Genomic DNA, 12,281 nt, shown 5'->3' with positions numbered 1-12,281 from the left:
ACACTATTTTCAGACAGGCATTTCTACACTTCGCCGTTATCTTGATTTCTTAAATTCAGACGGCGCCAAGCCCACCAAAGCCTTAAACTGCCGAGTGAATGCACTGTGATCGGAATAGCCGCAGCGGGCGGAAATTTCCGTTACCGACAAGCCCGTTTCCAGCATTGCCATCGCCGCTTCGATGCGCACTTTTTGGATGTATTGCGAAGGTGTGATGTGGAAAATCTTTTTGAAATAACGCTCGATTTGGGCAGTAGAAAGGCGCGAAACGGCTTCCAGGTCTTTCATCTTGATGCTTTGGTCGAAATGGCCGGCGATGTATTTTTCAAGCAACGCGATTTTTTTATTCAACTCGGGGCGGTTGCTGTCATTGGTCTCCACATCGACCGACACGCCGAGCATGGCAATAATTTCTCCCAAAGGATTGCGCACCGGCATTTTATGCGTGATACACCAGCCCAGTTCGCCGGAAGCATACGTATGCAGCTCCAGCCTGTTACTGATGATTTTTCCATTACTCAGTACTTCCTTGTCCTGTTGCGTATAACTCTGTCCCCATTCAGACTGAAACAGGTTTTCAGATGTTTTTCCGATCAAAGCCGCCATATCCGGTAAATGCAAACGATGCAGTAGGGTATCGTTGGCATAGACATACTCCGCTTTCGTGTTTTTTACAAAAAACACTGTACTGGGCAACACTTGCAATACAGGTGCAAACATGTTCAGACTGCGGATAAGGTCATCCACATTTTCCGGACAAACTGAAAGAGGGAGAGGGATGAAAGGCATGGTTGTTGGTATCCGTGAAAGTTACAATAATAAAATATCTCGAATCATTGCAGGTATACATCTAAATACACTTTGAACATACGCGAAGCCAAAGCTGCCGTCCAGCTTGAATTTTCAAATTCATTAGTAGCGCCGCCCATCTTTTTCACAAAAATAGCAGAGGCGGTAAAAACATACTTGACTAAATAATCATGTGTTTTCCTAATTTTTACTACTGATTTTGATTTCAAAATAAAAAGGTCGTCTGAAACCTGTTTCCAGTTTTCAGACGACCTTCTTTCATCTGCATTCGGCTTAAACCGTCATCAGTCTTTCAATGCAGCCAATACTTTGCCGGCGATTTCATTCAGGCTTACGGTTTCTGCCTGATTGTCGCGGCGTTCGGCGTATTCGACATTGCCTTCTTTCAAGGCGCGGTCGCCGATGACGATGCGGTGCGGGATGCCGAGAAGCTCGGAGTCGTTCAGCAGTACGCCTGCGCGTTCGTCGCGGTCGTCGAGGAGGACGTCTGCGCCTGCCACCAGCAGTTCGGCGTAGATTTTGTCAGCAGCTTCGCGCACGGCGTCTGATTTTTTGTAGTTCATCGGTACGATAACGACTTCAAACGGCGCCATTGCTTTGGTCCAGATGATGCCTTTTTCGTCGTTGTTCTGCTCGATGGCGGCGGCAACGACGCGGGTGATGCCGATGCCGTAGCAGCCCATTTCCATGATTTGCGATTTGCCGTTGTTGTCGAGGAAGCTTACGTTCATGGCTTGGGTGTATTTGTCGCGCAACTGGAAGACGTGTCCGACTTCAATGCCGCGCGCCAGTTTCAGACGACCTTGTCCGTCGGGGCTTTCGTCGCCTTCGACGACGTTGCGCAAATCGACAAACTCAGGCTCGGCAGCGTCGCGGCCGAAGTTGAAGCCGGTATAGTGGTAGTCGTCTTCGTTCGCACCGATAACCCAGTCTGCGCCTTTTTCGGTGGCGAAATCGGCATAGATTTTGCCAGTGAAGCCAACAGGGCCGAGCGAGCCGCCGTTTGCGCCGAACTGCGCACGGATGGCGGCAGGGTCTGCCATGGTCAGCGGCGATTTCACGCCTGCGAGTTTTTCGGCTTTGATGTCGTTAAACTCATGGTCGCCGCGCAACAGCAATAAGACGATTTCGCCTTCGTTTTTGCCTTCGACCACGATGGATTTCAGTGTTTTTTCAATCGGAATGCTGAGGAAATCAACCAATGAATCAATGGTTTTAACGTTCGGCGTGTGTACTTTGGCCAGCTCTACCTGAGCAGCCGCACGTTCGCCTTTGAGCGGCAAGGTCGGTGCCAGCTCGATATTGGCGGCGTAATCGGAAGTGTCGCTGTACGCAATGACATCTTCGCCGCTTTCCGCCAACACTTGAAACTCGTGCGAACCGGTACCGCCGATACTGCCGGTGTCTGCGGCGACGGGGCGGAATTCCAAGCCCAGACGGGTGAAAATGCGGCAGTAAGCGTCGTACATGGCATCATAGGTCGTCTGAAGCGAGGCGTAGTCGGCATGGAAGGAATAAGCGTCTTTCATGACGAACTCGCGCGCGCGCATCACGCCGAAGCGCGGGCGCACTTCGTCGCGGAATTTGGTTTGGATGTGGTAAAAGTTTTTCGGCAGTTGTTTGTAGCTGTTGATTTCTTTGCGCACGATGTCGGCGATGACTTCCTCGCAGGTCGGGCCCATGCAGAAATCGCGGTCATGACGGTCTTTCAGGCGCAGCAGTTCTTTACCGTAAAATTCCCAGCGGCCGGATTCCTGCCACAGCTCGGCAGGCTGCACCACCGGCATCAACAACTCCACGCTGCCCGCGCGCGCCATTTCTTCGCGCACGACGTTCTCAACCTTGCGCAACACGCGCAGCCCCATCGGCATCCAAGTATAAAGGCCGGACGCGTTGGCTTTAATCAGACCGGCGCGAATCATCAGCTTGTGGCTGGCAAGCGCGGCTTCGGCAGGGGCTTCTTTCAGGGTGGAAATGAAAAATTGGCTGGCTTTCATGGTGTGTTTTTCTGTGTAAAAAAGTAAGCGCGTATTGTAACGCGAAAGGCAGGGGGATTGAAGTTTTTCCCTATGCGGGAACAGCCGCCGCCTTTCTTTTTGAGTCAATCCATTTGACATTTATCGGGCGTGTCAATCACTTTTTATACACAATCCCGCATTGGCTTGTTTTGCTTATAAATTTTTTCCATAAAGGCTTTGAAATTTTTTATTTTTATAACCAATTGATTTTATTGTATTTTATTTGACTATTTTTTAAGCACCGAAAGGCTTGGGTTGTTCCAAAAGCAAAAATTCCGATTACCCAAAGCTTATCAACAAACTTATCCACAGAGTTTGTGTATAGATTGGTGTCGCCTGAAACCATACCGTTCGATAGGTTTTTAAAAGCCCGTAATGCGGTCTTTCTGTTAAGATGATGCCTTCACTGTTTTCACGCCATCCTATCTATGTCCGCACACGAATTACACCTGCTTTCCCACGCCAAAATGTTCAACGGTCATCAAGAGCAATACCGCTGCTTTTCCGAAACCTGCCAAACCGACATGACTTTCGGCATTTACCTGCCGCCGCAAGTATTGAAAGGCTATCCCGCGCCGGTCTTGTATTTCTTGTCGGGGTTGCACGGCGACGGCTCGGAACTGATACGCCAAACCGGCATCCAGCGTTTTGCCGCGCAATGGAACATCATCGTCGTTTTCCCCGACACCTCGCCGCGCGGCAGCCATATCAGCGACAGCGCGAACGAATTTATCGGACAAGGCGCGGGATTTTACCTCGATGCGACCGAACGGCCGTGGGCGGCGCATTATCAAATGTACAACCATATCAGCCGCGAATTGCCCGATTGGGTGGAACGGCATTTCCCCGCCACTCAAGAACGCAGCATCGCGGGTTTCAGCATGGGCGGACACGGCGCGCTTTCCATCGCCCTGAAAAATCCCGACTGCTATGCCGCCGTTTCCGCGTTCGCCCCTTTGTGCCACCCGACCGCCAGCCGAGGCGGAAAGCAGGCGTTTGCCGCCTATCTGGGCGCGGAATCGGAGGCTTGGCAGGCTTACGACAGCACATCGCTCGTTCAGACGACCTCACGCAAGCTGCCGATATTCATCGACCAAGGCGGTACCGATCCGCTGTTCCCCGACGAACTGCAACCCGAAGCCTTCGTCAATGCCGCCCGCGCCAACGGCTTCAACGTGCAATACAAAGTCCGCCCAGGCTACGGACACGATTATTTCTTCATCGCCAGCTTTATCGACTCGCATATCGAGTTTCACGCCGACGCATTGGGTTTGTAAATCCGCCATCTATAAAGAAAGGTCGTCTGAAAACTTTTTCAGACGACCTTTTTGATCTTTTACACTTAATTAGTGTTGATGATGGTGGTGTTCATGCCGTTCAGCCGCGCGTTTCGTTCCGACGGGCATAATCAGCGTTGCATACGACTTGTCCTCTTGGCAAACGCTTTTATCGGCATAGTTTGCCTGATGGACGGCTTTGATTTTCCACAAACCTTCAATCAAAGGAATCACATTGACGACGCCGTCTTTATCCGTTTTCCCTGAGAAACCTTGCGGCTCGCGGTGGTCGTGTGTCGCCGCCAAATCCATTTCCGCCAGCGTATCCGAGCTTGCCGTTACCGTCGCTTTTGCCAACGGTTTGCCTTTATAAAGCACTTTAACCGGCAGCAGACCGCCTACCTTGACTTCATTCGGATTTTTCAGCGGAACCAGTTCCAATTCATGACCGACCGGACGGGTCAACACGTTTTCATCCACACCAGCGCTGCCCACTTGCAAAAACGCTTTGCCGAACATCTGAGCCTGTTCGCAATAAGTCGCGCCGGGCAGGTCTTTCAAGGTTTTCTGTTTCCAGCCTTCGCTGTTTTGCGACCAGAACGTCGGTTTGTACACCGCGCCGACCCAATACGAGCCGTCTTTCAGGCGGGATTTGGAAACATATTGGTAATTTTCGCCTTTATTCGTCAAATCGACCGTTTTTCCGGATTGGTCCGTCAATTGCAGCGGTTTGAAAATGTGCACGCGGTCGTCGGCGATTTTTTCGACATTCGGGAAATCATGGCTGTAACCCAAATCCGCTTTCAACGTACTGCCCGAATCCAAACGCACCGGAGCCGACACCCACAAATCATGCGCCTGCGCCGCCATGCTCAAGCCCAATGCGCCAAGTATCCATAATTTTTTCATGTTTCTTCCTCATATTCAATTGTTTACAGGTCAAAAGCCAACGGAAAACCCGAAAAGCAGAGCAACCTTACTCTTTTTATTTTGAAATGTAAATGCTATTGATGATTATTTATAGTGATAAATGGCTAGAAACCCATTTAGAATGAACGATAGGAAATAAAAGGTCGTCTGAAAACGCCAAATTGGTTTTCAGACGACCTTTTGTCCATATCTCATATTCTAAAGCAACATCAAAAACGCCGTTTCAATTTGCAGGCTTGAAGGATATGGACGGCGAGTTCCTCCACCGATTTATCCGTCGTATTGGTAAACGGAACGCCATGGCGTTTGAACATATTTTGCGCATCGGCAACTTCGCTGCGGCAGGTATCGATTTTGGAATAATTCGAATTCGGGCGGCGCTCATTGCGGATGGCTTGCAGGCGCTCGGGCTGAATGGTCAGACCGAACAGTTTGTCCTTATAAGGCTTAACCATGCGCGGCAAGTCGGTAGATTCCAAATCATCGGGAATCAAGGGATAGTTGGCAGCGCGGATACCGTATTGCAGGGCAAGATAAAGACAGGTCGGCGTTTTACCGGAACGGGACACACCCATCAATATTACATCAGCCTCTTGGAGGTTTTTATCGCTGACACCGTCATCGTGGTTAAGCGAGAAATTGACCGCCTCCATACGCGCATCGTAACGCTGGGTATTGACGATACCATGGTGCCCTTGCGTAGCGGCGACCGCCTCAGTATTGAGTTCTTTTTCCAAAAGCCCGAGAAAAGTTTCGAAGAAATTGATATGGAAAGCATTCGACCTTTTAATTATTTCACGGATTTCGTCATCAACGACGCTGACAAAGGCTATCGGGCGCAAACCGTTTTCTTCTGCATTGCGGTTGACTTTCTCAACGACGGCACGCGCTTTTTCAGGCGTGTCGATAAAGGGGTAGGTGTGGCGTTTGAATTCGACGCTGCCAAACTGATTCAGCAGCGCCTCACCGATATTTTCAGCGGTCAAGCCGGTACGGTCGGAAATATAAAACACATGGCGCGGAGCGGTCATTCGGTTATCCTCTAAAATTTAAAATGTTTGCAGGCGGTCATCATAGCAGCTGCAACCTTCTAAATAAAGCGAATGCACTCAAATTACACCAAACTACAATAAAATTAAATTACCAACAAAACGCATTTTTATTCCAAAAATTTCATATTTTTGAAATTTTAAATTAATTTACAACCTTACGTATTCTAATTACTCAGTCATTAATTTATTTCAAACCTTCTGTTTTACAAAGAAATAGATACTCGGAATATCAACTTCTCCATTGAATTTCATTTGACTACACGGCTGGAGACCGCAATTTTTCAGACGACCTACAAATAAATCAGAACAGAAAAAGCATGACAGCAGCCGTTTGAATCGCTTAAAATAACAAAGCGTATTCGTTTCTTTTTTAACATATCTTGGATTGGACACACAAATGGCTGACAACTACGTAATTTGGTTTGAAAACCTGCGTATGACTGATGTTGAAAGCGTGGGCGGCAAAAACGCCTCCCTGGGTGAAATGATCAGTCAGTTGACTGAAAAAGGCGTCCGCGTCCCCGGCGGTTTTGCCACTACCGCCGAAGCCTACCGCGCATTCTTGGCGCACAACGGACTGAGTGAGCGTATTTCCGCCGCACTGGCACAACTAGATGTGGAAGATGTCGCCGAACTGGCGCGCGTCGGTAAAGAAATCCGCCAATGGATTTTGGATACGCCCTTCCCCGAACAACTGGATGCCGAAATCGAAACGGCATGGAACAAAATGGTTGCAGACGCAGGCGGCGCGGATATTTCCGTTGCCGTCCGTTCTTCTGCAACCGCCGAAGACCTGCCCGACGCATCGTTTGCTGGTCAGCAGGAAACCTTCTTGAATATCAACGGCTTGGAAAACGTCAAAGCAGCCATGCACCATGTATTCGCTTCTTTGTACAACGACCGTGCCATCTCCTACCGCGTACATAAAGGCTTCGAACACGACATCGTCGCCCTCTCCGCAGGCGTACAACGCATGGTGCGTTCCGACAGCGGCGCGTCCGGCGTCATGTTCACCCTCGACACCGAGTCCGGCTTCGACCAAGTCGTTTTCGTAACTTCATCTTATGGTTTGGGCGAAAACGTCGTACAAGGCGCGGTCAACCCCGACGAATTCTATGTATTCAAACCCACGCTGAAAGCAGGCAAACCTGCCATTCTGCGCAAAACCATGGGTTCGAAACAAATCAAAATGATCTTTACCGACAAAGCAGAAGCCGGTAAATCCGTAATGAACGTCGATGTTCCTGAAGAAGACCGCAACCGCTTCTCCATTACCGACGAAGAAATCACCGAGTTGGCACACTACGCGCTGACAATCGAAAAACACTACGGCCGCCCGATGGACATCGAATGGGGCCGCGACGGTTTGGATGGCAAACTCTACATCCTGCAAGCCCGTCCTGAAACCGTGAAATCCCAAGAAGAAGGCAGCCGCAACCTGCGCCGCTTCGACATCGAGGGCGACAAAACCGTATTGTGCGAAGGTCGCGCCATCGGTCAAAAAGTCGGTCAAGGCAAAGTCCGCTTGGTGAAAGACGCATCCGAAATGGATTCCGTTGAAGCTGGCGACGTACTCGTTACCGACATGACCGACCCGGATTGGGAACCGGTAATGAAACGCGCCTCCGCTATCGTAACCAACCGCGGCGGACGTACCTGCCACGCCGCCATCATCGCGCGCGAACTGGGTATTCCTGCCGTAGTCGGCTGTGGCGACGCGACCGAATTGTTGAGCAACGGTCAAGAAGTAACCGTCTCCTGTGCCGAAGGCGATACCGGCTTTATCTACTCCGGTCTGCTGGACGTACAAATCACTGACGTTGCCTTGGACAATATGCCCAAAGCGCCTGTCAAAGTGATGATGAACGTCGGCAACCCCGAACTCGCATTCAGCTTCGCCAACCTGCCGAGCGAAGGCATCGGCTTGGCGCGCATGGAATTCATCATCAACCGCCAAATCGGTATCCACCCGAAAGCCTTGTTGGAATTTGACAAACAAGACGATGAATTGAAAGCGGAAATTACCCGCCGCATCGCCGGCTATGCCTCCCCTGTCGACTTCTACGTCGATAAAATTGCCGAAGGCGTGGCAACATTGGCTGCATCGGTTTACCCGCGTAAAACCATCGTCCGTATGTCCGACTTCAAATCCAACGAATACGCCAACTTGGTCGGCGGCAGCATTTACGAACCGCACGAAGAAAACCCGATGTTGGGCTTCCGCGGCGCGGCGCGTTATGTAGCCGACAATTTCAAAGACTGCTTCGCCCTCGAATGCAAAGCCTTGAAACGCGTTCGCGACGAAATGGGTCTGACCAACGTCGAAATCATGATTCCGTTCGTCCGCACTTTGGGCGAAGCGGAAGCAGTGGTTAAGGCATTGAAAGAAAACGGTTTGGAACGCGGCAAAAACGGTCTGCGCCTGATCATGATGTGCGAACTGCCGAGCAACGCAGTATTGGCGGAACAATTCCTACAATACTTCGACGGCTTCTCCATCGGCTCGAACGACATGACCCAACTGACCCTCGGTCTCGACCGCGACAGCGGCTTGGTGTCTGATTCGTTTGACGAACGCAACCCCGCCGTCAAAGTGATGCTGCACTTGGCGATCTCTGCCTGCCGCAAGCAAAACAAATACGTCGGTATCTGCGGTCAAGGTCCGTCAGACCATCCGGACTTCGCCAAATGGCTGGTTCAAGAAGGCATCGAAAGTGTTTCTCTGAATCCGGATACCGTCATCGAAACTTGGCTGTATCTGGCTAATGAATTGAATAAATAAGATTTTTTATAAAGTCTAAAAATCCCCCATCCCTAAAGCGGACGGGGGATTTGTTTTAACTATCTAACAGCAGATATAATTTGACTTTATTTTACGCTGAGTAAAATATGCTTCTAATCAAAAAGATAAAATTCTGCGACCATTTGGCATTCATAAAACATCTCGAAAGCCGATGAACCTTCACCCAGATAAAGCGTCTGAAGACAATTCATTCGCCGATTTTTATTAAATAAACATATGATGAACACCATTCCCATTTTTCAGACGACCTTCAAACGACTAAGCCCTTTCTGCCTGACACTTTTTCTGGCAGCCTGCGCCGGAAGTGGTTCACCGACAGGTGCTGTTCCCGATGGCTATTACAGAGTTAAGCCCGGCGATACGCTATCCCAGATTGCTAAACGCCACGGTCAAAGCATCCATACCTTGGCATCTTGGAATAACTTGCGAGATACCTCTAAAATCGAAGTAGGTCGAGTATTACGCATCCGACGCAATACGCGCCCTATTTCCCAATCAAACCAAGCAACGCAGGCTGTCGCACCGACAAACCGCCTGAACTTACAATGGCCTGTCGAAAACGGACGCAACTCCGTTATCAAGCAATACAACGGAACAACCAACAAAGGCATCGATATAGCAGGTACACCCGGAGAGCCTGTAAAATCCGCAGCTGCGGGGAAAGTATTGTATGTCGGAGAAGAAGTACGGGGTTACGGCAAACTGATTTTAATCAGCCACAATGATTATGCGATTACAGCCTATGCACATAATGATGCCTTACTGGTACAAAAAGACCAGCAGGTTGCAGCCGGTCAGCAGATTGCAACGATGGGCAGCACAGACACTGACAGCGTAAAGCTGCATTTCGAAGTCCGTCTGAACGGCAAAGCCGTCAATCCTATGCCATACTTGCCCAATTAACATCCTCAAACTTCAAAAGGTCGTCTGAATGCCCTCTTCCGACTTTCAGACGACCTTTGTATCTTCGCATAAGTTTATCAGAATGCGGCCGTCTATCTCCCATTCAACTACTTTTTTCCAAGCCGGAGCGTACAGATGTGGCAACTGTTTTGTAATGATTTCACGATATTATCCAGTCAATCAAACATTGTGATATACTAGTCAGCTAAATTTTCCCGCCTTTTGCAAGCAACGGACGATAAAAGCCCCGATGGGTCGAAGCCGCTTTTGCAGTCATCATTGGCAAAAGGATTCCCATTTTTTATTTAACACAACAAATTAAGGTCTTACGATGAGCGTAACTGTTGAAACTTTAGAAAATCTGGAACGCAAAGTAGTGCTGTCTCTGCCTTGGTCCGAAATCAACGCAGAAACCGATAAAAAACTGAAACAAACCCAACGCCGTGCAAAAATCGACGGTTTCCGTCCGGGTAAAGCTCCTTTAAAAATGATTGCCCAAATGTACGGTGCAAGCGCTCAAAATGATGTCATCAACGAAATGGTTCAACGCCGCTTCTACGATGTTGCCGTTGCTCAAGAATTGAAAGTTGCCGGCTATCCGCGTTTCGAAGGCGTTGAAGAACAAGACGATAAAGAATCCCTGAAAATTGCTGCGATTTTCGAAGTATTCCCTGAAGTCGTTATTGGCGATTTGTCTGCACAAGAAGTCGAAAAAGTAACTGCTTCCGTCGGCGATGCCGAAGTAGACCAAACCGTAGAAATCCTGCGCAAACAGCGTACCCGCTTCAACCATGTTGAACGCGAAGCCCAAAACGGCGACCGCGTCATCATCGACTTCGAAGGCAAAATCGACGGTGAACCTTTCGCCGGCGGCGCATCCAAAAACTACGCCTTTGTATTGGGCGCAGGTCAAATGTTGCCTGAATTTGAAGCCGGCGTAGTCGGTATGAAAGCAGGCGAAAGCAAAGACGTTACCGTAAATTTCCCTGAAGACTACCACGGTCAAGACGTTGCCGGTAAATCCGCTGTCTTCACCATCACATTGAACAACGTATCCGAACCCACTCTGCCTGAAGTTGATGCCGACTTCGCCAAAGCATTGGGTATCGCCGACGGCGACGTTGCCAAAATGCGCGAAGAAGTGAAGAAAAACGTAGGCCGTGAAGTTGAACGCCGCGTGAACGAACAAACCAAAGAATCTGTAATGAACGCGCTGCTCAAAGCCGTAGAGCTGAAAGCGCCTGTTGCTTTGGTAAATGAAGAAGCTGCCCGCTTGGCAAACGAAATGAAACAAAACTTCGTCAACCAAGGCATGGCTGACGCTGCCAACTTGGATCTGCCTTTGGATATGTTCAAAGAGCAAGCCGAACGCCGCGTATCTTTGGGCTTGATTTTGGCGAAACTGGTTGATGAAAACAAACTGGAGCCGACTGAAGAGCAAATCAAAGCCGTTGTTGCCAACTTCGCAGAAAGCTACGAAGATCCTCAAGAAGTGATCGACTGGTACTACGCAGAGCCTTCCCGCCTGCAAGGTCCGACTTCTTTGGCAGTAGAAAGCAACGTTGTCGATTTCGTTTTGGGCAAAGCCAAAGTAACCGAAAAAGCTTTGTCTTTTGACGAAGTGATGGGCGCACAAGCCTAATCATCTTCAAAAGGTCGTCTGAAATAGACAACTTGAAAGCACCAAAGCGTCCCTTTGGTGCTTTCGCAACATTGACAGGAGACAAAAATGTCCTTCGATTTCAATAATTACCTCGTTCCTACCGTTATTGAACAAAGCGGTCGCGGCGAGCGTGCATTTGATATTTACTCGCGCCTTTTGAAAGAGCGCATCGTATTTTTGATCGGCCCGGTAACAGACGAGTCCGCCAATTTGGTGGTTGCCCAGCTGTTGTTTTTGGAAAGTGAAAATCCGGACAAAGATATTTTCTTCTACATCAATTCTCCTGGCGGTTCGGTAACGGCAGGTATGTCGATTTACGACACCATGAATTTCATCAAGCCCAATGTCTCCACTTTGTGCTTGGGACAAGCGGCAAGCATGGGCGCATTCCTGCTGTCGGCGGGCGAGAAAGGCAAACGTTTCGCCCTGCCAAACAGCCGTATCATGATTCACCAGCCTTTAATCAGCGGCGGCTTGGGCGGTCAGGCATCCGATATTGAAATTCATGCCCGCGAGCTGTTGAAAATCAAAGAGAAACTCAACCGCCTGATGGCGAAACACTGCGGCCGCGATTTGGCAGATTTGGAACGCGATACCGACCGCGATAACTTCATGTCCGCGGAAGAAGCCAAAGAATACGGCTTGATTGACCAAGTTTTGGAAAATCGCGCTTCTTTGCAGGCTTAAATGTTTTTGACAGAATAAAAGGTCGTCTGAAAACTATTTGAAGATTTCAGACGATCTTTACTTTATTATAAAACCCCTTTATCAACACACTATTTTCAGATTCATACTTTTTACTACGCCGTTTCATTCAGTTTCTTT

9 protein-coding genes are annotated in these 12,281 nt (G+C 49.2%); 5 read left to right on the top strand and 4 right to left on the bottom strand.

What is annotated here, in order from left to right; all coding sequences use genetic code 11:
* Nucleotides 1-36: 36 nt before the first annotated feature.
* Both DBY90_RS07240 and DBY90_RS07230 read right to left on the bottom strand, forming a co-directional pair.
* The gene (locus DBY90_RS07240) at nucleotides 37-789 is read right to left on the bottom strand and encodes an AraC family transcriptional regulator (RefSeq protein ID WP_070492171.1); all 753 of its coding nucleotides are present in this window, start codon (nucleotides 787-789) and stop codon (nucleotides 37-39) included.
* Nucleotides 790-1,094: 305 nt separating this feature from the next.
* Nucleotides 1,095-2,807, bottom strand: a complete 1,713-nt coding sequence (locus DBY90_RS07230; protein ID WP_107986906.1) for a proline--tRNA ligase — start codon at nucleotides 2,805-2,807, stop codon at nucleotides 1,095-1,097.
* A 449-nt stretch (nucleotides 2,808-3,256) separates the two neighbouring features.
* Between DBY90_RS07230 and fghA the strand changes: the two genes are divergently transcribed.
* Nucleotides 3,257-4,105 (top strand): S-formylglutathione hydrolase, encoded by an 849-nt coding sequence (fghA, locus tag DBY90_RS07225; protein WP_070492174.1) that lies wholly within the window; start codon nucleotides 3,257-3,259, stop codon nucleotides 4,103-4,105.
* Nucleotides 4,106-4,174: 69 nt separating this feature from the next.
* On the opposite strand, the gene DBY90_RS07220 is transcribed toward fghA, so the two are convergent.
* Both DBY90_RS07220 and ppsR read right to left on the bottom strand, forming a co-directional pair.
* Complete coding sequence (locus tag DBY90_RS07220) at nucleotides 4,175-5,014, bottom strand: DUF4198 domain-containing protein (protein WP_070492177.1); 840 nt, start codon at nucleotides 5,012-5,014, stop codon at nucleotides 4,175-4,177.
* A 230-nt stretch (nucleotides 5,015-5,244) separates the two neighbouring features.
* Nucleotides 5,245-6,066: a posphoenolpyruvate synthetase regulatory kinase/phosphorylase PpsR gene (ppsR, locus tag DBY90_RS07215; RefSeq protein ID WP_107986904.1), complete on the bottom strand. Its 822-nt coding sequence runs from the start codon at nucleotides 6,064-6,066 to the stop codon at nucleotides 5,245-5,247.
* 418 nt (nucleotides 6,067-6,484) lie between these two features.
* Between ppsR and ppsA the strand changes: the two genes are divergently transcribed.
* The 4 genes from ppsA to clpP all read left to right on the top strand — a co-directional run bounded on the left by ppsA (nucleotide 6,485) and on the right by clpP (nucleotide 12,143).
* Entirely contained in the window at nucleotides 6,485-8,869 is a 2,385-nt protein-coding gene (gene ppsA / locus DBY90_RS07210) for a phosphoenolpyruvate synthase (RefSeq protein WP_070492180.1), read from the top strand.
* A gap of 237 nt (nucleotides 8,870-9,106) precedes the next feature.
* Complete coding sequence (locus DBY90_RS07205; RefSeq protein ID WP_107986902.1) at nucleotides 9,107-9,793, top strand: peptidoglycan DD-metalloendopeptidase family protein; 687 nt, start codon at nucleotides 9,107-9,109, stop codon at nucleotides 9,791-9,793.
* Between the two features lie 331 nt (nucleotides 9,794-10,124).
* Nucleotides 10,125-11,435: a trigger factor gene (tig, locus tag DBY90_RS07200; RefSeq protein WP_070492184.1), complete on the top strand. Its 1,311-nt coding sequence runs from the start codon at nucleotides 10,125-10,127 to the stop codon at nucleotides 11,433-11,435.
* Between the two features lie 87 nt (nucleotides 11,436-11,522).
* Entirely contained in the window at nucleotides 11,523-12,143 is a 621-nt protein-coding gene (gene clpP / locus DBY90_RS07195; protein WP_003742152.1) for an ATP-dependent Clp endopeptidase proteolytic subunit ClpP, read from the top strand.
* Nucleotides 12,144-12,281 lie beyond the last annotated feature (138 nt).

Source organism: Neisseria mucosa (assembly GCF_003044445.1).
GTDB classification, from domain to species: domain Bacteria; phylum Pseudomonadota; class Gammaproteobacteria; order Burkholderiales; family Neisseriaceae; genus Neisseria; species Neisseria mucosa_A.
This window is presented reverse-complemented; position numbering and strand designations above follow the sequence as displayed.

Coding starts and splice junctions, on each gene's coding strand:
- DBY90_RS07240 (WP_070492171.1), bottom strand. CDS start 789: ATGCCTTTCATCCCTCTCCCTCTTTCAGTTTGTCCGGAAAATGTGGAT.
- tig (WP_070492184.1), top strand. CDS start 10,125: ATGAGCGTAACTGTTGAAACTTTAGAAAATCTGGAACGCAAAGTAGTG.
- DBY90_RS07220 (WP_070492177.1), bottom strand. CDS start 5,014: ATGAAAAAATTATGGATACTTGGCGCATTGGGCTTGAGCATGGCGGCG.
- DBY90_RS07205 (WP_107986902.1), top strand. CDS start 9,107: ATGATGAACACCATTCCCATTTTTCAGACGACCTTCAAACGACTAAGC.
- ppsA (WP_070492180.1), top strand. CDS start 6,485: ATGGCTGACAACTACGTAATTTGGTTTGAAAACCTGCGTATGACTGAT.
- ppsR (WP_107986904.1), bottom strand. CDS start 6,066: ATGACCGCTCCGCGCCATGTGTTTTATATTTCCGACCGTACCGGCTTG.
- clpP (WP_003742152.1), top strand. CDS start 11,523: ATGTCCTTCGATTTCAATAATTACCTCGTTCCTACCGTTATTGAACAA.
- DBY90_RS07230 (WP_107986906.1), bottom strand. CDS start 2,807: ATGAAAGCCAGCCAATTTTTCATTTCCACCCTGAAAGAAGCCCCTGCC.
- fghA (WP_070492174.1), top strand. CDS start 3,257: ATGTCCGCACACGAATTACACCTGCTTTCCCACGCCAAAATGTTCAAC.